This is a genomic window from Micrococcales bacterium, assembly GCA_009784895.1.
GTDB lineage: Bacteria > Actinomycetota > Actinomycetes > Actinomycetales > WQXJ01 > WQXJ01.
Genome location: WQXJ01000012.1, coordinates 1 through 19040, shown reverse-complemented (window position 1 = coordinate 19040; position 19040 = coordinate 1). Strand labels below are relative to the sequence as shown.

Annotated in this window: 20 protein-coding genes, 4 tRNA genes and 1 pseudogene; 9 read left to right on the top strand and 16 right to left on the bottom strand. The window is 62.0% G+C overall.

All coding sequences use genetic code 11. The features are described 5' to 3' along the window. Nucleotides 1-148 precede the first annotated feature (148 nt). On the top strand, nt 149-1357 hold the full coding sequence (locus FWD29_03440) for a pyridoxal phosphate-dependent aminotransferase (protein MCL2802996.1): 1209 nt from the start codon (nt 149-151) through the stop codon (nt 1355-1357). 46 nt (nt 1358-1403) lie between these two features. On the opposite strand, the gene FWD29_03435 is transcribed toward FWD29_03440, so the two are convergent. From FWD29_03435 to FWD29_03400, 8 genes are all read right to left on the bottom strand, one after another. After that, entirely contained in the window at nt 1404-2444 is a 1041-nt protein-coding gene (locus FWD29_03435) for an adenosine deaminase (protein MCL2802995.1), read from the bottom strand. After that, nucleotides 2437-3522 carry a UDP-N-acetylmuramate dehydrogenase gene (locus tag FWD29_03430; protein ID MCL2802994.1) on the bottom strand — a complete coding sequence of 362 codons (1086 nt, stop codon included), beginning with the start codon at nt 3520-3522 and terminating at the stop codon, nt 2437-2439. Before FWD29_03430 ends, FWD29_03435 begins: the two co-directional genes overlap by 8 nt. Beyond that, nucleotides 3522-4724: an MFS transporter gene (locus FWD29_03425; GenBank protein ID MCL2802993.1), complete on the bottom strand. Its 1203-nt coding sequence runs from the start codon at nt 4722-4724 to the stop codon at nt 3522-3524. The genes FWD29_03430 and FWD29_03425 overlap by 1 nt, the downstream gene beginning before the upstream one ends. Before the next feature lie 58 nt (nt 4725-4782). Next, nucleotides 4783-5235 (bottom strand): MaoC family dehydratase N-terminal domain-containing protein, encoded by a 453-nt coding sequence (locus FWD29_03420; protein MCL2802992.1) that lies wholly within the window; start codon nt 5233-5235, stop codon nt 4783-4785. Continuing rightward, the gene (locus tag FWD29_03415) at nt 5232-5678 is read right to left on the bottom strand and encodes a MaoC family dehydratase N-terminal domain-containing protein (protein ID MCL2802991.1); all 447 of its coding nucleotides are present in this window, start codon (nt 5676-5678) and stop codon (nt 5232-5234) included. Before FWD29_03415 ends, FWD29_03420 begins: the two co-directional genes overlap by 4 nt. A gap of 2 nt (nt 5679-5680) precedes the next feature. Further along, on the bottom strand, nt 5681-5851 hold the full coding sequence (gene rpmG, locus FWD29_03410) for a 50S ribosomal protein L33 (GenBank protein MCL2802990.1): 171 nt from the start codon (nt 5849-5851) through the stop codon (nt 5681-5683). A 46-nt stretch (nt 5852-5897) separates the two neighbouring features. Next, nucleotides 5898-5974, bottom strand: a tRNA-Met gene (locus tag FWD29_03405). A 17-nt stretch (nt 5975-5991) separates the two neighbouring features. Continuing rightward, nucleotides 5992-6067, bottom strand: a tRNA-Thr gene (locus FWD29_03400). An 856-nt stretch (nt 6068-6923) separates the two neighbouring features. Between FWD29_03400 and FWD29_03395 the strand changes: the two genes are divergently transcribed. Further along, nucleotides 6924-7172 (top strand): hypothetical protein, encoded by a 249-nt coding sequence (locus FWD29_03395; GenBank protein MCL2802989.1) that lies wholly within the window; start codon nt 6924-6926, stop codon nt 7170-7172. Nucleotides 7173-7207: 35 nt separating this feature from the next. Here the strand turns inward: FWD29_03395 and FWD29_03390 are convergent. Beyond that, nucleotides 7208-7301, bottom strand: a tRNA-Tyr gene (locus FWD29_03390). A gap of 272 nt (nt 7302-7573) precedes the next feature. Between FWD29_03390 and FWD29_03385 the strand changes: the two genes are divergently transcribed. The 4 genes from FWD29_03385 to FWD29_03370 all read left to right on the top strand — a co-directional run bounded on the left by FWD29_03385 (nt 7574) and on the right by FWD29_03370 (nt 10422). Then, on the top strand, nt 7574-7870 hold the full coding sequence (locus FWD29_03385; GenBank protein ID MCL2802988.1) for a helix-turn-helix domain-containing protein: 297 nt from the start codon (nt 7574-7576) through the stop codon (nt 7868-7870). Continuing rightward, nucleotides 7867-8127 (top strand): hypothetical protein, encoded by a 261-nt coding sequence (locus FWD29_03380; protein ID MCL2802987.1) that lies wholly within the window; start codon nt 7867-7869, stop codon nt 8125-8127. The genes FWD29_03385 and FWD29_03380 overlap by 4 nt, the downstream gene beginning before the upstream one ends. Beyond that, on the top strand, nt 8124-8858 hold the full coding sequence (locus tag FWD29_03375; GenBank protein ID MCL2802986.1) for a helix-turn-helix domain-containing protein: 735 nt from the start codon (nt 8124-8126) through the stop codon (nt 8856-8858). The genes FWD29_03380 and FWD29_03375 overlap by 4 nt, the downstream gene beginning before the upstream one ends. 1021 nt (nt 8859-9879) lie before the next feature. Next, entirely contained in the window at nt 9880-10422 is a 543-nt protein-coding gene (locus FWD29_03370) for a hypothetical protein (GenBank protein ID MCL2802985.1), read from the top strand. Nucleotides 10423-10875: 453 nt separating this feature from the next. On the opposite strand, the gene FWD29_03365 is transcribed toward FWD29_03370, so the two are convergent. From FWD29_03365 to FWD29_03340, 6 genes are all read right to left on the bottom strand, one after another. After that, on the bottom strand, nt 10876-11457 hold the full coding sequence (locus FWD29_03365) for a hypothetical protein (GenBank protein ID MCL2802984.1): 582 nt from the start codon (nt 11455-11457) through the stop codon (nt 10876-10878). Between the two features lie 284 nt (nt 11458-11741). Next, on the bottom strand, nt 11742-12074 hold the full coding sequence (locus FWD29_03360) for a hypothetical protein (protein MCL2802983.1): 333 nt from the start codon (nt 12072-12074) through the stop codon (nt 11742-11744). 38 nt (nt 12075-12112) lie between these two features. After that, nucleotides 12113-13750, bottom strand: a complete 1638-nt coding sequence (locus FWD29_03355) for a DUF3631 domain-containing protein (GenBank protein MCL2802982.1) — start codon at nt 13748-13750, stop codon at nt 12113-12115. A 79-nt stretch (nt 13751-13829) separates the two neighbouring features. Next, nucleotides 13830-14033, bottom strand: coding sequence for a hypothetical protein (locus FWD29_03350; GenBank protein MCL2802981.1), 204 nt, complete (start codon nt 14031-14033; stop codon nt 13830-13832). Nucleotides 14034-14828: 795 nt separating this feature from the next. Beyond that, a complete protein-coding gene (locus tag FWD29_03345; GenBank protein MCL2802980.1) occupies nt 14829-15914 on the bottom strand; it encodes a site-specific integrase in 1086 nt (361 codons plus the stop codon). A 285-nt stretch (nt 15915-16199) separates the two neighbouring features. Next, nucleotides 16200-16285: transfer RNA gene (locus FWD29_03340), tRNA-Tyr, on the bottom strand. A 129-nt stretch (nt 16286-16414) separates the two neighbouring features. On the opposite strand from FWD29_03340, the gene FWD29_03335 reads away from it, so the two are divergent. Together FWD29_03335 and FWD29_03330 are read left to right on the top strand one after the other, a co-directional pair. Continuing rightward, a complete protein-coding gene (locus FWD29_03335; GenBank protein ID MCL2802979.1) occupies nt 16415-16855 on the top strand; it encodes a YbjQ family protein in 441 nt (146 codons plus the stop codon). Between the two features lie 88 nt (nt 16856-16943). Further along, entirely contained in the window at nt 16944-17438 is a 495-nt protein-coding gene (locus FWD29_03330) for a YajQ family cyclic di-GMP-binding protein (protein ID MCL2802978.1), read from the top strand. 268 nt (nt 17439-17706) lie between these two features. Here the strand turns inward: FWD29_03330 and FWD29_03325 are convergent. Then, nucleotides 17707-18129 (bottom strand): annotated as a pseudogene (locus FWD29_03325) (metal-dependent transcriptional regulator). 549 nt (nt 18130-18678) lie between these two features. Between FWD29_03325 and FWD29_03320 the strand changes: the two are divergent. Beyond that, entirely contained in the window at nt 18679-18927 is a 249-nt protein-coding gene (locus FWD29_03320) for a YciI family protein (GenBank protein MCL2802977.1), read from the top strand. Nucleotides 18928-19040 lie beyond the last annotated feature (113 nt).

The window sequence follows — 19040 nt, the reverse complement described above, 5'->3', positions numbered from 1 at the left end:
ATGTCCCAGGACTGCCTGAACGCCAGCCGCCCAGTCTAAGGGATCAGCTGCCCAAGCGCGAACCGCCGGCTTGACCGGCTGGCCCGCCGGGCCCGCAACAAGCCGGCTTGGCGATCTCGTTTCCGATCCTGTGTGGGACAATCAAGCCGTGAATCCCACCAAACGAATCTCCGCAAGAATCGGTGCCATAGAACCGTCAGCCACCCTAGCGGTCGACGCCAAGGCCAAGGCCCTCAAAGCCGAAGGCCGCCCTGTGATCGGCTTTGGTGCAGGTGAACCAGATTTCCCAACACCCGACTACATTGTCCAGTCCGCCGTCGAGGCGGCCAAGAACCCAGCCAACCACCGCTATACCCCAGCCGCTGGCCTGCCAGACTTGCGCCAGGCCGTGGCCGCCAAGACCAAACGCGATTCCGGCGTGCCGGTCGAAGCCAGCCAGGTCCTGATCACCGTTGGCGGCAAGCATGCCGTTTACCAGGCCTTTGCCACGCTGCTCGACCCGGGTGACGAGGCCCTGCTGCCCGGACCTTACTGGACCAGCTACCCCGAGTGCATTCGCTTGGCTGGAGGCGTGCCAGTCGAAGTCATCGCTTCGGCAGAGGCCGAATACAAGGTCACCATTGACCAGCTTGAGGCCGCCCGGACTGAGCGGACCAAGCTCTTGGTTTTCGTCTCACCATCCAACCCAACCGGCTCGGTTTACACTCCCGAAGAAACCGCCGCCATTGGCCGTTGGTGCCTGGATAACGGCATCTGGGTGGTGACTGACGAAATCTATGAACACCTGGTCTACGACGAGGCGGTTTTCACCTCTATTGCCGCGGCCGTGCCTGAACTGGCCAACCAATGCGTCATTCTCAACGGTGTGGCCAAGTCTTACGCCATGACCGGCTGGCGGGTCGGCTGGATGATTGGGCCGGTCGATGTCATCAAGGCCGCCACCAACCTGCAAAGCCATATGACCTCGAACGTGGCCAACGTCTGCCAGCGGGCCGCCTTGACGGCCGTTAGCGGCCCACTCGATGCGACTTTGGACATGCGGGTGGCTTTTGACCGCCGCCGCCAGACCATGGTGTCGATGTTGCGTCAAATCGACGGCCTGTATTGCCCGATGCCGAAGGGCGCCTTCTACGCCTACCCGTCCGTACAGGGTTTGCTGGGCAAGTCAATCCGCGGCGTCCGCCCGGCCACTAGCGCCGAGCTGGCCGAGCTCATCTTGGACAAGGTTGAGGTGGCCGTGGTGCCAGGCGAGGCCTTTGGCCCCAGTGGCTATGTGCGGCTGTCCTGCGCGCTGGGTGACGACGACCTGGTCGAAGGCGTCGGCCGCGTTCAGGAACTGCTGAGCGAAGCCAAATAGGCGCCAAACAAGCGCTGCCCGTTGCGGCTAGTCGGGGGTAGCCCGACTAGCCGCTCCGGTGGCCCGGACCGGCACTGGACAACCAGGCGTCGACCCCTTGCAGGAGCCGGCGCCGGGTCGTCTCCCCTGCCTCAGAAGCTCTGATCGAGCCTCTGGCCAACTCCGCCAGTTCGGCATCGGTCATAGCGAAGGCGTGGCGGGCCAGACGGTACTGGTCGACTAGGCGCGAGCGGGTGATTAGGGGGTCGTCTGCGCCCAGGGCCACGGTGATGCCGGCCGCGACGATTTGGCGCAGCGGCACCTGGCTGGCGCTGGCGTAAACGCCCAGGGCGACATTGGAAGTTGGACACATCTCTAAGGCCACACCGGCCTGAGCCAGCGCCTCCAAGACCTGAGGATCCTCGCTGGCCCGCACGCCGTGCCCAATGCGCCGCGGCTTTAGGTGGTGCAGGACCGTCATGACATGGCTGGCGCCCAAGAACTCCCCGCCATGTGGCACCCCGATCAGCCCGGCTCGCCGGGCAATAGCAAAAGCCGGGGCAAATTCGGCCGTGGCACCGCGGCGCTCGTCATTCGACAGGCCAAAGCCAACCACCTCGCCTGGCCCAGAACCGGCGTGCCGGACAGCCAGGCGGGCCAACGTCCGCGCTTCGAGCGGATGGCGCAGGCGCGAGGCAGCCACAACCAGGGCGACTTCGACACCAGTGGCGGCGCTGGCGGCGGCGGCCTCGTCAATCACGATTTCCAGGGCCGGCGTTATCCCACCAATGAACTGGCCGTAAGTGGTCGGGTCAATCTGCAGCTCCAGCCGGCCTGAGCCTTCGGCCGCGTCGTCTTGGGCGGCCTCGCGCACTATTCGGCGCAGAGCTCCTTCACTGGTGACAGCCTTGCGGGCGGCGTCGTAGAGGCGTTGGAAACGAAACCAGCCGCGCTCATCCGGCGCCAGGTGCAACCCCTGGCTGGCGCCCAGATTGCGCGGCAGCCGGATACCTTGCTCAGCCGCCAGCTGGCGGGCGGTGGCCAGGCGCATTGACCCTGTGAAATGGAGATGGAGATGGGCCTTAGGTAATAGGGCCAGGTCACGCATCGAAGCCGACTAAGACCGGCTCTGGCACCAGGTCAATTTCAAAAAGCTCTTTCACCCTAGTTTGGATGGCTTTGGCCAGTTCGAAAATGTCCTCGCCGGTGGCACCACCTCGGTTGGTCAAGGCCAAAACGTGTTTGGTGGAGGTGGTCGCCCGCGGGACCAGGCCCCAACCTTTGGCTATCCCAGCCCGGCTAATCAACCAGGCGGCCGAGGTCTTGACCAGGGCTTGTCCGTTAGCGTCCTGGCCGGCGGGGAAGCTGGGAGCCCCGGCCGGCAGCGCCTTGGCCTGGGTTAGACCCAACACCGGGTTGGTGAAAAACGAGCCGGCTGACCAGGTGTCTTGGTCACCGATCTCAAGCACCATGCCCTTTGAGCGGCGCAGTTCCAGAACGGCTTGGCGGACGTGGCCGGCTGGCACCTGCGTGCCCATGGGCACGTCCAAGCTTTGGGCCAGTTCGCTGTAGGCGATTGGAGCTGATTCGGCCCCCCTTTTGACGTGGAATCTGACCTCGAGCACCACCTGGCTGGGGCTGTGGCCAAAGCGGCCAATTGAACGTTTCAGAGCCGAATCCCGGTAACCAAAACCGAGGCGGGGTTTTGGCAGTTCTTCGACTCGGTCAAACAGGCGGTCGTAGACCAGAACGGCCTCGATTAGCTCGGCCACCTCGTGGCCATAGGCGCCAACGTTTTGCACTGGAGTCGCCCCAACCGAACCGGGAATACCAGACAGGGCCTCAAAGCCACTCCAGCCCAGGTCAGCCGCCAGCGCCACCAGGTGATCCCAGCTGCCGCCGGCTTGGGCAATGATGGTGACGGAGTTGGCGTCTTGTTCAACGTTGATAGTGGTGCGCCGGTCACGGATGACGGTCAGATCGGCCAGCTGGCTGGCTCCGACCACATTGGAGCCGCCGCCTAGCACCAGGGCACTAGGGCCGGCTAGATGCAGCGCCTCGATCAGCTCGCCTTCGCTGTGGGCGTCGACCAGCTGGACCGGACCGCCTACCCGCATGGTGGTCAAGTCAGCCAGCTCGGGGCGCGGCAAACCGGGATTGGCTCGACCGGCTGGCGCCAACTTCATCACGTTGCCACCCTATCCAAGTCCCCGTCTTGAGGCGGTGGACGCAACACGCCGGCCAGCGCCAGCGCCCAGGTAGCCGGCAACAAGATCACTAGCAGGGCCAGGCGGTAGCCAACATGGCTGGCCAACAATCCCAGCAGGGCTGGGCCGGCGATAAAGGCTGTGTAGCCAATTGTGGCTACGGCCGAGGTGCGGGCAGCGGCTTTGAGCGGGTCGTCGGCGGCGGCGCTGAGTCCCAGCGGGAAACCCATGGCCGAGCCGAGTCCCCAAATGGCCGCCCCGGCCATGACGCAGGCCAAATGGGGAGCCAGAGTGTAGGCCAACAGGCCAATGACGGCCAGGGAGACCGAAAGCCGCTGGACCACCACCCGGCCATACCGATCAACCAGGCGGGCACCAAGGATCCTCATCGACGTCATAAAGGCCAGGAAAATGGCCAATCCGGCAATGCCAATAGGCTCGGCCACAACGAAGTCCTGGCCAATGCCCAAGATCAGCCAGTCATTAGCGCCGCCTTCAGTCAGTCCGGCTGCCAGCACCACCAGACCAATCAACAAGGTGCGGCGCTCGGTCCAGGCGGCCAGCGCTACCCGAAGGCGAGCCCGCCTGGTTTGCTTGACGCTCCGGTGCCGTTCGAACTTGCCCATCAACCCGGCGCAACCCCAAAGCAGCAAAGCCGTCACAACCAGACAGGCGCCAGCAAAGTGAACTATCAAAGCCAGGCCCAGACGCGACAAGCCAGCCCCAATCAGGGCCGCGGCGACCGTGCCCAGCGAAAAGGCAGCGTGGAACTGGGGCATGGCGGTACGACCCATTTCCCGCTCCACCTCGGTCCCGGCCACATTCATGGCCACGTCCATTGGGCCCACACCAGCGCCAAAGATGAAGAGGCTGATGGCCACGGCTGGGGTCGAGTGAGCCATGGCTCCAAAGCCAATGCCTAGCAGGGCCACGACCGTGACCGCGCCAACCAGGCGAATAAAGGTTGGCTTTGACAGATATGTCAAAGCCGTGCCGGTCAGCGGCATGAAACAGACCGCGCCCACCGAGCTGATTAGCAACAGTAAACCCATGCGGGTAGGGGTGGCATTGAGCAGGTCGCGGATCAGCCACAGACGCGAGGCGTCGGTGGCGACGAGCAGGCCATTGGCGAAGAACAGGGCCAGCACACCGAGACGAGCCCGCGAGACTTCTGCTGTCAACGCTCACTCCTCCGGATCTGGCCGGTCGTTGGGACTGGCTCTAGCCGCTTGCCATCAGCTAGGCGGCCGGTGCCAGACGCACAGTGGCGCTGGCCTTGCCCAACAGCCTAGTTCCGCCCAGTTGCACGCTTATGACCAGCTCGGCTGTGTCTTCATTGACGGCGCGAATGCGACCGGATACCTCAAGGCTGACCGAACCAGTCGGTGGCACCGGTACCGGGCGGGCGAAACGGACGTTGTAGGCGCAGATGCGACCCGGGTCGCCCAGCCAGTCAACCACCAGGTCAATGGCAGCGCCCATTGTGAACATGCCGTGGGCAATGACACTGGGAAGACCGGCCGCCTCGGCGGCGGCGTCTGAGAAGTGAATCGGATTGAAGTCGCCGCTGGCACCGGCGTAACGGACCAGGTCAGCCCGCGAAACCTGGACTAGGAGCGGACCGAGGTTGTCGCCCACCTGGGGCCGCACCTGGCCAAGGCGAGGTCCAATGCCGCCTCCGGGAGCCGTCATCGGGCGCCCCCTAGCGCCAAAACCGATTTCACCTGGGCTACTGGGGCACCGGACGAATCGGTGATGTCTACCTGTGTGGTGATGGTGGCCAAGCCGGCCCGCTCGGTCAGGGAGACCACTTCTAGGGCTGTACTGAGCTCGTCACCGGCCACGATTGGCCGGTTGTGGCTGAAGGCTTCTTCGGCGTGCACCACCCGGTCAAAGTCGATGCCGGCGGCCGGGTCGCCAACGTATTGGGCCTCGGCCCGTTGGGCTACCACCACGGCAAAGGTCGGGGCGGCAATGATGTCTGGGTAACCCAAGGCCTGGGCAGCCGCGACATTGTGACAAGCCTGGTGCTTGATGCCGACGGCGGTGGCGAATTCGCGTAGCTTTTCGCGGCCTACAAGGTAGGGCTCATCCGAGCGGTAGACCCGGCCAACAAAGTCGCGGTTAGGCGACAAGGCTAGCGAGTCTCGCGGTGCTCAGTGTGGCGGCCACAGCGCGGGCAGAATTTGTTGATCGACATTCTGTCCGGGTTGTTGCGGCGATTCTTTTTGGTGATGTAATTGCGCTCTTTGCAGTTGGTGCATGCAAGGGTGATCTTGGGACGCACATCCGCCGTTTTGCTGGCCATGTCTCTGCTCTCCTTCTGTTCGCCGCCTGCTGGTTGGCAGGCCCCCTGGTAGCGGGAGGGGGGATCGAACCCCCGACCTCACGATTATGAGTCGTGCGCTCTAACCGTCTGAGCTACCCCGCCCGGTGCGCTGACGCGCGTGGAGCCCCGAAAGGGAATCGAACCCTTGACCTTCTCCTTACCATGGAGACGCTCTGCCGACTGAGCTATCGGGGCAGCCTCCCAGAGAGTACACGACCTTGCCATGCCGCGGAAAACGTTGGCCCCTGGCCAAGCCTCAAACCAGTCAGCCAGCTACCTGGCTGCCCGGCGTTGGTTGTTGCGCCTGGCACACAGCCTGAGACTCGTTGCCACGTTTTGCACAATCGCCCTGGTAAACGCCCAGGTCACTCTGGCTTTGATTGACTCCCCAAACAGTCATCGGGATTGAGTGTGCCAGGCGCAGCAGCAAACCGGGTCAGCTGTGTCAGGCAAGACTCCAAAGTGAAAAAATCCCGCCAGTCCCCGAGGACGGCAGGAAGTCACGGCTCGATGCTGACACCGCGACTTCTTCCTCTGAGGTGTGGCATTGGAGGCATATGCCAACGGCAGATATGCAAGACAGTCCGACCTAACAGCCCGGCTGTTCAAGATGTGGAGAGACAGGGCAGCTTGACGCGTGGCCGCGTCGTCGGAGAATACGGTTGGACCATTACCGGCCCCAGATAGCCCCAGCGGAACGCATCGAATGGCACAGTAGAACCACAGAGGAATAGAATTGACACATGAGCACCGGCCAAGCGATCCAGCGAGCACTCAAGGCGAGCGCCCAGATGGCGACGGACCCGGAGACCACATTCCAGACGTTCCGCGACACGCAGGCAGGACCCAACAGCCGAAGAAACAACCTGACGAGGGACTCTTGGCAGCAGGTGGGCGAGTCGATGAGGACAGCGATGAGGCGGGAACCCACCCAGGCCTAGTGGTCCAGCACGCAACGGCAGAGGTTTTCCGATCTGGCCCGCTGCCTCCGCCCGAAGACTTTGCGGCCTACGATCACGCATTACCTGGTAGCGCGGACAGGATTCTGCGCATGGCCGAGAGCGACCTGGCGTCCCGCATCGCTGGCCAGGCACTAGAATCCAAGGCAACGTCCCTGGCGTTCTTGATTATGACTGTCTTGCAGGGACTGGTGCCTTTCGCATTTTTGGTGGCCTTCGTGTGGCTCACTCTGTCTGGGAAAAGTGGTCTTGGCGCCCTCAGCGCGTGCGCGTCGATCGCCACCGTCGCGCCCAGCATCGTGATCAAGGTGCGAAATGCCTTCAATCGCATGGGAGACTAGCCGCCACCGAGCTGTCTTTCGCTCGGCCCTCCTCCTGGTGGCGGGTGAGAGATTCGAACTCCCGAAGCGATTCCGCGTCTGATTTACAGTCAGCCACGGCCACCAGGTCAAGGCCCTAGGGCCCCCGCCCGTGCAATGTACGTGCAAAACTAACAGAAGCCAAGGAGCCAGAATCGACGCCCGCAATACTTATCCTAACCCGGCCATGTCCCGCCCGACACAACACCTGGGAACCTGCTGTCAGGCCCGCAACCGGGTCAATGCCTCAGCGTCCTCGCCGATTCGGCAGCAAGCGCTGTGGCGACAATCCAAGAGTACTCACAGACCGAAAACCCCCATCGTGGCCGGCGTAGGTAACCACCCGAGGAAACCAACCCCTACAACTCTGGAAGGAAACCCATATGACCACCGCAACTACAACCCCCACCGAGACGCTACGGCAGGCAGTGGCCCGCCGCGTCAATGAAGCCATGGCCCACGCCAGCCGCTCACTTGGAGGGCTGGCCGCCGCTACCGGACTGCCAAAGGCATCGCTGTCATACAAGCTGCGAGCGCTGCGGCCATTTGACACAAACGAGCTGGAGAGCATCGGCCACGCCCTGGGAGTGGATCCCGACTACTTGCTCGCGGGCGAGGCGGTCAATGCTGCGCCCGACACCTGGGCAGTCAACCAACCAAGCAAAGGACAGAACCCATGACCAACACAAAGACCAATCTAAGCCAGATTTCTTACACCCTGCCAGGTGCTGCCACCGCCACTTGCCTCAGCGTCTCCACCATCCGCCGCGCTTGCCACGCCTACCGGGCTGGGGCAGTCAACACCGAGACAGGCTGGCCACCCCTGCCGTGCGTGCATCAGCCAAGCAGCACCGGCAAATCCGGCAGATACCTGATCCTCGCCGATGACCTGTCTGCATGGGTCCGGTCCCTCGACACCGTGGGGGCCATGTCATGACCGGCACCGCGTTGGCACCGCAAACCGACCAAGTGAGGGGCACACGTCCCAATAGCACCGACTACTACTGGCGAGACCACCTATTCACAGCCAACCTCAAATATGCGACCAAACTAATGGGCAAACCAATCACCCCGAAATGGTTGGCGGATATCCTCCTAATTGACAATGACTCAGCGTCGCGCCTCCTCGCCAACCAAGCCGAATGGTGGAGCCCTGATGACATGATGGGACCGGGCGACAAGGAACAGATCTGCAATCAATTCGGCCTCAACTGGTCGACCATGGAGGAAGCCCACCTCGACTCAGGCGATTACGAATCCGGGCCAACCGTCGCCACTATTGACCTGGACGCCGGTCAACTCAACGCCCTACAAGAGGCGTTGGTTTGCTTGTTGGATAACAGCAACATTGACTCGGAGACCGACAACGCAATCACGCTGCTTATCACCGCCACACGGGCCGAACTGAGGGCCCGCGCAGCCAAGGCGCGCAAACACAAGTCACCCGCCAACCTCGACGCCCCAGCCCTGAGAGCCGTGATCGCCGGCAAGACACGCGACGCGCTCCGGGCAAGCGGCTTGTCACGCCGCCAGGTTGCCGAAAAGACAGGTATCCCCTGCGTGACCTTGTCCCGGAAACTTGCCGGCCACTCCGACTTTGGGATTAGCGAGCTGTGGCGCGTGGCCGACGCCATCGGGGCCCACGTGTCGGACCTGGTAGCGGTCTAACACGCACCACAGACACAGGCCCCCAGGGCGCGGGACACCAACCCACCCTGGGGGCCTACCCTTCCCAGCACCTAAGGCCCTGCCCTGGTAGGCAGACCCACACACCCCCAGGGCCAGCAGCAACTACCAAAGAGACCAGCAGCAACTACCAAAGAGACCAGCAGCAACCAACCACACGCACCAACAGACAACCCCCGGCCCCCAGGAGTAGGGGCCAGCCCCACCCCCACCAGGCCACCCCCACGGACAGACCACATGGCACTACCTCCCACGTGACCCCACCATCTACCTAGTCGCCTGGGCCTGCCTAGACTGCACCGACAAAGACCACACCAACAAAGCACAACAAGCCATCCGCAACAAGGCCCACACCCTCACCCAGGCCCACCCATGACCCCACCCGCCACCTACCCCTGCCGCAACCCACACTGCCCCAACCTCGCCGACAAACCAGGACACTGCCCCGACTGCACTCACACCAACCCCACACCATCACGCCCCCGCAACCGCGAATACAAGACACGCGGCCACAAGAATTTCAGGCAACAAGTTCTCGCACGCGACCCCTACTGCCAATGCGCCGCCCCCTGGTGCCCACACAAAGGCCAATGCGGACAACGCTCAACAATCGCAGATCACGCACCACTCGAACGCGACGAACTGAAACGCGCCGGAAAAAACCCAAACGCACCCGAACACGGGCAAGGCCTCTGCAAACCATGCCACGACCGGAAAACCGCAGCAACACACGGCACACTACGCCACTAACCACCCCCCACCCCCAATAGGGGGGCACCCCCCAAAAAACCGCGCCCTATAGGACCGCGGGTGAGGTAGAAAAAGTGGCGCCAAAGTTCCCCAGGCCGGTTTGACCGTGCCACTATCACCGGTCGCGGCGTCCCGGTTGGTAGAATCGGAACGCAGACCAGAGCCTTGAAGGTGGTTCGTTATGCCTGGTCCTGCTCCAAAGCATCCGTCGCTAAGGGCGCGTAGTCGTAACGCTGCCCGATACCCGTTCCGCGTGTTGGGGGCTAATGATCGGCTGCCTGAACCGCCGCCCTGGCCGTTGGGCCCTGGGGCACGGGCCCAGGCCGAGTTACAGGTGATGTTGGACCGGCAGGCCGCGTTGGATGGGAAGCTGGCCGCCGCCCAGGGTCGGGCTAAGGCGAGTGCCCAGGCGGCGGTGAACCGTCACCAGTTGAAGGTTGACCGGGCGCAGATGGTGGCCGATGAGCGCTTAGAAGCAGAGCTAGCCGTTTGGCGTGAGCTTTGGGCTCGCCCCCAGGCCGTGTTGTGGCTGGAGTCCGGGTCTGAGCGGGTGGTGGCTAGGTATTGTCGGCTGCTGTTGCGGGCTGAGAGTGGTGACATGTCGGCACAGTCTGAGTGTCGCCAGTTGGAAGACAGGCTTGGGTTGTCCCCGTTGGCGCTAATGCGGTTGCGTATCGAAACTGAGCGGGCTGGCGAGGCTACCGAGCGGGGCGAGGTCCGCCGGTTGAAGGCAGATCGGGCTAAGGCTCATACCGTCGCGCGCAAGGATCCACGGGGCGGTCTGCGATCTGTCTAAGCGCCAGACGCCGACCCGGGATACTCGGTGAGCTTTTGGCGCCGGTAGTCCTAGGCGCGCTTGTGTCTTTTCCGCTTGGAGGTGTCAACGGTCTCTGAAATTTGACCCCTTTTGGGTCTTTGAATTTTGATTCCTCTCAGGTCACGCGCGGGGGGTCCGATACCGACTATCACGGCAGCTTTTCGCGCGCCTACGGCTGGCACTATCACTCGCATCCCAACCCTGGGCGGGAAAGGTAGCGTCCAGTAGTAGACCCAGCCTTCCCCGGTGTAGCGGCGAACGTCCGGCACCGGGTCGCCGTAGTTGTAGTAGGCAACTTGAACCATTGGTGGCTCTGGGATGGGCGAGGATTGGGCGCATGCCGGGGCCTTTCGCACGATTTGATCCTACGCGCCGATAGGCGCCACTGGCCCTGAGTTAGGAGCCAATGACGCCTATCGCAGGTGCGCGGGGTCAGGCCACGTCTTTCGTGTCTTCTGTCGGTGGGTAAATGTAGTCGCGGGCGCGGGCCTCATATTCGGCCCAAGTCGCTAGCTTCAACGTCGCGCCGGCCCCGGCCAGTTCATCAACGCCGACCCGTCGGTTGGCTTTGTTAGCGGCTCTGACTGCTGCGTCCCACGTTTCAGTGGGAGCGTCTACTCCCCACAGCGGCAGGTACTTGACTTTGACCATGCGTTCGCGCGGCATGCCGTATAGGTTCCAGTTTTGGGCGGCCTCGGCTTCGCGTCCAACGAATTCGGCTAGGGCCATCCAAGCCAGGCCAACCATTTCAAGCTGGGCCGCCGCTTCGTGGGCTTCGTTCCACGCTGCGGCGGCACGGCCACCTTGCGATAGGACTTGTGCCATGTGCCGTTCGTCAAGGTCCGGCAGTGCCAGGGCGGTCATCGTTTTGGTCAGGGTGGTTGCCAACTTGCGAAAACCGGGGCGCCAGACCTCGGTTATTTTGTCGAACTCTTGGGTAGCGGTCTCTTTGACGGCTGTCCAGGCGCGCCATGCCGCTGACTCGGCGTACTGTTCAGCTGCGGCCTGCAACACGGCTTCTTGTAGCGGCTGGTGGCTAATCGGCTGGTCTGGGCACTGACGGCACGCCTCAAGATATGCGCCTACGGCACTACTTTTTGATGCCTTCAAGTCACGGCCCGCCCGACGATAAACCTGGTGGGCGAACTTGACGGTCTCGGCGAGTTCTGCCGACAATTCGACCCCAGCAGCTGAGGCCGCTTTGCTGAATCGCCTGTAGTTGTCTGAAATAGGAATATTGACCATAATCGTGTCTCCTGTGTTCCTGGGATTGTTAGTGCTTTGCTGGTGTGCCCCTGTTAGCTGCCTGTCAGGTCACGTAACAGCCCTTTGCTGTGGGCGTCCATGATTTGTTCCGGGGTCATGCTTTCAAGGTCTGTTTTGGTGAGTTGTTGCATTATCGAGTCGCTTTGCGCCCCAACGTCGCCGCCACCCTGGAATAGAGCCTCTGGTGTTTGAGCGGTAATCCCGCCTGTTGGTTTTGAGACGGTCGTTTCCGATTCCGCCCCTTCCATGAGATCCCGGAATTGGCCGCATTCGTGGGCGTCCATGATTTGTTCCGGGGTCATTTTTTCTAGATGCGACCGGTTTAGTTGGGGCGGGTCATGCTCTATTGCGTTTGGATCGTACATTGACGTTGTCCTTCCATTGATTAGTGTTCGTGGTCCGCTTACTGGTTCGCTAGTTGGTTGCTGCCCGGAATGCAAGCCGCATGCGTTGTCTCACCGGCATCAATTAGGGCGCGGTCTAGGGGGTTACCGCAGTCGACGCACTGCCCGGCCAGAGATGCCCCGGATTGTTGACCCGCCGGGCTCGCCTGCCCGTGACCGCCAGATGGCGGAACAGGCGGATCGCCTGGAACAGTGCTGGTGACGGTCTCGCCGGCTGTGCCACATGGTTCGACTGTTCCGGGTACGTTGGTGGAACATGGACCGGCGTCTTGTGGCGCCCGATCCGGAGCACGGCCGTCGTGTGGAACAGATACCGGGCTGTTGACCTGGTCCGTTCCACTTGTTCCGTCCGTTCCGGTCTTTCCAGGTAACGGGGGAAGGTACCTCGACCAAGGGTCTTTGAGGTCGGCCGCCAAATAGCCTCGGAAAGTCGATTCGCCGTCCCGGTGTTTACCCGGCTTCACCTCAAACCGGCGCAGCAACACGGCCAGTTTGCGGGAATCGAGCGGCTTGCCCCGTAGGTCACTCCAAGGTGATTCCTCTATGGCCAAGAGGCCGTTAAGGATGGTCTCGGTTGGCAACCTGTCACGGCCGGCGAAAACCGTCTGCAAATCCCGTAACAGGGTCACGCCAAGGGTCAGCCTGTCGTCGCCCGATTCCGCCACCAGAGTCACGGCCGCCGCGCGGGCACGATCTGGCCAGTCACCTCCGGCGAAATCGGCCACCGCTAGGAGCGCTTCCCATATGTCGGCGTTACGATCCTCGACCCCAAGCGGCATGACTGGCCAATCCTCAATGACCGCTGGGATTGTCTCGACCCATTCCAAAAGCCGGACCGCCAGGTTTGTGGCGGGCTCGCTGGTCAGTCTTTGCCGCCATGGTTTGATAACCTCGCCACGCGCACGTCTGCGCATCTTGACCACGATTGATCTGGCCGTGATGGTGTCTGGCAGGTTGCCGATTCCAGCCAGGGCGACAGCACAATAGGCGGGCAGCTCTTCAGTCTCAACTTTGACGCCGCGTACCACACACCGGCCAGCAGTGGCGCCGCGTCGATGCCCTGAGTTCAGCATGGCGCGGACGTCCTCGTTGTCCTTGGCTTTGGGGCCAAAGACCGTGTCTATTTCGTCATATAGCAGGGTTGGCGGCCCCGCCGGATCCGATACCTTGCGGAACAGGTAGGCGGGCGTGCAGTTGACAGCCAAAACGGCACGGGGCACTAGTGGCTCTGTCACCTCTAACGCCCTGGTCTTTCCTGACCCCGGCTCTGGTGAGAGAAACGCGATCCGGGGCGTTGACTCCCACCGGTCCATTAGCCAGGTGTGAGCGATCCAAAGCGTGTGCGCGACTTTGGCCGCGGCGCTGGGGTAGGCGACATAGCTGGCAAGAAACGCCTCTACATCGTTCAGCAGGGCAGCCCCGCGCCCGGTTCGATGTATGAGGTTCACGGCCTGGTGGGTTCCGTCCGACTCTTGGTCGGCGTCTCTGGCCAGCTCGACAAGACCCTCGACGCCAGCATCCAACGGGCCGGGATCGTCCGGGCCATCGAACAGGGCCGGTTCATCAAACCTGGGATCCGGGCCCAGTTGCCCGGTCATGGCCCGCACCGCCGATGCCGACAATTCACCCGGTGGCATGCCTGCCAACACTGCCAACCACACCACCGCAAAGGGCACCGGTTGAGGCAGGTCACCAAACGGAATGGCGCAGCGCCGCTCATGCTGCCACCTGCCTTATTCGGGGTTCAACCTGCAAGGCGCAGCCAATCACCTCAACCGACCACCTATCCGCCTCAACCAAGACCAGCGCCATCTGCCGGCGCACCGATTCGGGGGGCAGTTTTCCAACGTCTTCAAGCCATCTTTGTGCCCGCGTCAACGTCGGTTTTGGTGCCCGCAGCGGGTACATATCCCGTTGCATCTGGTCCAGGGTTATCGACGCTCTCTTGCGTTCCTTCGCGGCTATTGCATCACCGTTTGCACGGACACTAGCCAGGAATTCCTCGCCAATGTCTGCACCGTCGGGTAGAATTGTTTTGGTCTGGTTGGGTTCCGACTTTCCGACTACGTGGTTATGATTGTGGCCGTCCGAAAGGGCGGCCACTTTCTTTTCGCCCATTAGTCATGCCACCCGCCTTGAATAGGTGCCCGCATTGGGAACATCAGGCAGGTTATCGAGGGCAGACCGGGGGATTAGAATTCGATCACCGAAACGTTTGGCCGGAATGGTGCCTTTTCGTATTTGCCGGCGCACTGTTTTAGTGCATGTGTCAGTCTCATAGGCGAACTGATCCACTGATAGGTAGGTAGGCAAGCTGCCGTTTTTTGGCATCGCAGACCTTCGTCTTCCTCGGTCTGCGGTCTTGGAAGCGCCCTTCAAGGCGATTACATTGAGACTACCATTGGACGGTATCGTCCGCTCCTATCTATTGCCGTCCAGCGTGTCGGCAATGCCCTGAAGCCGCAGATGCCCAATTCTAAGGGGCCTCCGAACTGTAGACCTCAGACAAAAACGTCCAATTGCCCGGTGGGTGGCACGGGTCCGCTACGCCACTCGGTCAGACCGGCCCAGGTTACGCACGGCATATGCAAAGCCCGGCCCCGCCCCAACCCTGGGCGCGGCGTGATTGAACGGGGTCACGGGCGGGCCATTGGCCGATGTCTACAGTCTTGTACCAGCCTGGGTATTTTCACTGCCTGCCGGCGCTCGAACCACCTAGACCGAGGTCTCTCGGTCCGGCGCTGCGTCTTCGAGCAGGCCGGCGACAGCCTCCGAAATCTCGTGCCGCTTCGCCTCAACGTCTCTCACGTACCGCTTCACCACAGCAAGACTGGTCTGCCCGAGCTGTTCCATGACTTGCCGGTCAGTGGCGCCGGCCTCTACCTGGGCATAGGTGGCCCACCAGCGGCGCAGGGAGTGGAAGTCTACGCCGGGATCTTCATCGTCACGGTCACCGGGCCCAATCCCGGCCTTTCCGCGTGCCTCGCGCCAGTACGTGTTGAAGGTGCTTTCTGCGAGCGGCCCGCCGCGTGGTCCCTCAAACAGCCAGGCATCGCCCGGGGCCTCGACATTGTCCGCCAAGTGAGCCTTCACCACTGGCACAAGGCCGCTTGGAATTGGCACCGTCCGGCGTCCAGTCCTTGTCTTTGGTGTACCAACCACCTGGCCGACCTTGTTTCGCCTCACACGTAGCCAAGCCTGTTTCCCGCGAAGGTCGATGTCCCGTCGTTGAAGCGCGCGGACCTCACCACTACGCAACGCGCAGTAGGCGGCCAATAGAACAGTGAGCCGGTACGCCTCCGGCATCGCGTCCGCTGCGTTGGCGATTTCACGGGGCGTTGGAAGGTCCCTCAACTCTGGCTCCGGTGGATCCGCCGCACTGTCAATCTGGCAGGGGTTGTCTTCGAGTAGCGGTGGTTTAGCTTTGACCGCTTGGTTCATGATGCTGGACAGCAACCGATAGACCGAGGCACGCAGGGTCTCGCCGGTGTGCCTCTCCGGGTGATCTGGTGCCAAGCCAGAGTGCCATTCAGTCACCATGTCCGGAGTTATCTGCCCCAAGGGCACACCTCCGAAAGCCGGCATTAGGTACTTGTCCAGCCAGCGCTCATAATCTGCCAAGGTCTTGGGTTTGAGCTTCGCGCGCTTTGCCTTCATTACCTCGCCTGCCCACTCGGCGAACGTCCAAACCCTTGCCGGCTCGGTCTTGGGCGCGTCTGGTGGGATCCAGGTGCTGTCGCCAAGGGCGGTCCGCGTCTTGGACAGCCACGCATCCGCAGCGTCCTTGGTGTCATAGGTCATTGGTCCGTGGTAGACCCTGCCAGGCGGGACTTGGTAGGTTTTACCGTCTTCCAGGCTGTATGTGTACCCCTTAGGTAGGGCGAATCCGGCTTGCCACTTCCCTGATGGCAGCTTCCTGACCCGCCCCCAAGTACGTTTGCCCATCGAAGCCCCTTCCCGGCGTGCAAGATGCGTGCAACATACATGCAAGATGCAGCGTCAAATCAAGTCTAACCGAGTACACTAGCGACCACGCCCCGAAACGGGGCCTAGAAGTGAAGATGCAGGTCTTGGGCATGTTTGCCCTGGTGGCGGGTGAGAGATTCGAACTCCCGAAGCGATTCCGCGTCTGATTTACAGTCAGATCCCATTGGCCTCTCGGGCAACCCGCCGGACATCCACCTCACTGATGTCAGTGTCGCGGACGCCAGGCAACTTTACAATGAGATCAACCCTGAGGGAAATCAGTTTTCGCTGCCCCAAAGGCCACAAGACCAACTAAGACCATTCGAGGAGCAGCCATGCTGATCGTCACGATGAACGACATCCCCGGCTACCGGGTAACCGCAGTGTTAGGTGAGGTGATGGGGGTCACCGTCCGGTCGCGAAACGTCTTTTCCCAAATGGGAGCCGGTTTCAAGTCGATGGCTGGCGGAGAACTCAAAGGTATGACTGAAAACCTGTTCCAGGCCCGGATGGAAGCGACCAACCGGATGGTTGAAGAGGCCGTCCGGCGCAACGCCAATGCGGTGATCGCCTTGCGTTACAGCGCCTCGTCGATTGGCGATACCTGGACTGAGCTGTGCTGCTATGGCACCGCCGCCATGATTGAGCCAATTGGGCAGGGTGATGCGGCCACGCCGCAATCGGCCCAGGATGCCGCCCAACGGCAGAGCTTGGGCCAGGCCGGCTACCAAGCTCCGGCGCCGGCGCAGCCAATGGCGCCGGGCCAACCGACTTAGGTGACTCGAGTCCGTACCGGTTCGTGTGCCAAGGATGGCCCCTGACGCCTGACCCGGGCTGAAGCCGTCAAGTGCCACAATGGTGGCCATGGCTCAGGATAATTCGTTTGACATTGTCTCCAAGGTTGACCACCAGGAGGTCGACAACGCCTTGAACCAGGCGGCCAAAGAGATCCGCCAACGCTACGACTTCAAGAACACCGGCGCCTCGATCGCCTGGTCAGGCCAGGACATGATCGTAATGGCGGCCAACGCTGAGGACCGGGTCAAGGCCGTGCTGGATGTCTTCGAAACCAAACTGGTCAGGCGCGGCGTCTCACTCAAGGCGCTCGATGCGGCTGAACCGCGGGTCAGCGGCAAGGAAACCCGAATCGAGGCCAGGTTGAAGCAGGGTCTCAGCACCGAGTTGGCCAAGAAGATCGCCAAAGCCATCCGCGACGAAGGACCGCGCGGAGTCAAGACCCAGATTCAGGGCGACGAATTGCGCGTCACCTCGAAGTCACGCGACGACCTGCAAGCGGTAATCGCGCTGGTCAAGGAACAAGACTTCGAGGCCGCTCTGCAATTCGTCAACTATCGCTGACCAGCACGTGGCGGCCCTCCACAGGCGTCAGCCGGACCGAAGGACCGTCATCGGGCAGGCCAATACCAAACCCGCCGTCTGGGTCCGGCCAGATCACAACCGCAGAACCCAGCGACAACCCAGCTGCCTCGAAGCTTTCAAGCAACACTGATTCAGCCTGCGGCACTTCGCCAATCATGACCAGCCGGACCTCCAGCGGCCCAGCCGTGGCGGGCGGCTCAAGCAGGCGCGCCACCGAATTGACTTCCCAGCCAGAGCTGGCGGCGACGGGTTCAACGCCAAGCTCAACCAGACCGGGAATCGGTAGGCCAAAGGGCGAAACAAACGGTGGCGGCAGGATCGTCACCAGTCGCCGCTCGACCTCCTGGCTCATAACGTGTTCCCAGCGACAAGCCTCTTCGTGGACCTTGGGCCAAGGCAGGCCAATCATCTCGGTTAGCATCCGCTCGGCCAGGCGGTGTTTACGCATTACGCGCATGGCTTTGGTGGCACCGTCGTCAGTCAGCTCCAGGCGCCGGTCCTGACCCAGCCAGACCAGGCCGTCACGCTCCATCCGGGCCACAGTTTGCGACACAGTTGGACCCGAATGGCCCAGCTGTTCGGCGATCCTCGCCCGCATCGGCACCACACCTGACTCGCGCAACTGGTAAATGGTGCGCAAGTACATCTCTGTGGTGTCGATTAGTTCCATCCGGTCCCCTTGTCTTGCCACCTAGCTTAGGCGCCCGATGCCGGCCCGCCCGCTATCGCGGCCCAGTCACCTTGGTCCCGTGCCCGGCCATGGGCCGTCTGGGTCGATTCTGTGTCGAATAGACAGGTCCTGATCGAGTTGAACGCTGGTGTGACTCCACCCAATCGACATGAACGCTGGTGTGACTCGGTCCAATCGACCTGAACGCTGGTGTGACTCCACCCAATCGACATGAACGCTGGCGTGACTCGGTCCAATCGACATGAACGCTGGTGTGACTCGGTCCAATCGACATGAACGCTGGTGTGACTCCACCCAATCGATATGAACGCTGGTGTGACTCGGTCCAATCGACATGAACGCTGGTGTGACTCGGTCCAATCGACCTGAACGCTGGTGTGACTCGGTCCAATCGACATGAACGGCCCGATGATTGGCCCTTGACGTTTCCCCAGGTGGACCCAATCCACCTTGATTGAATTGGTCAAGTCGATCTGGAGGCGTCATTGAAACGATCAAGTCGATTGACCGGCGGCGTAGGCTGCATCTGTGAGCTACTTCGCCGTGATCTACCGCTACTGCGACGACGCCGCCAAGTTGGAGCAGAACCGGCCAGCCCACCGGGCCTGGCTGGGCCAGATGTTCGACCAGGGTCGGCTCAAGCTGGCCGGACCATTGACAGGCGCCGCCCCCCGTGCCGGCCTGCTGCTGGTCGAGGCCACCGATTTGGCCGAGGCCGAGGCCATGGTAGATCAGGACCCTGTATGCCGTGACGGGCTCGTTGCCTCTCGCGACTGAGGTTACGTTGGTTTTGGCCTGTTTTTTGTGGCCTGTTCAGGGCCTATGGGCAATGACTTCGGCTGAAGTGTTGCCAGGGATACGGCGTGCCGCATCCAGCATGTGACCCGAAC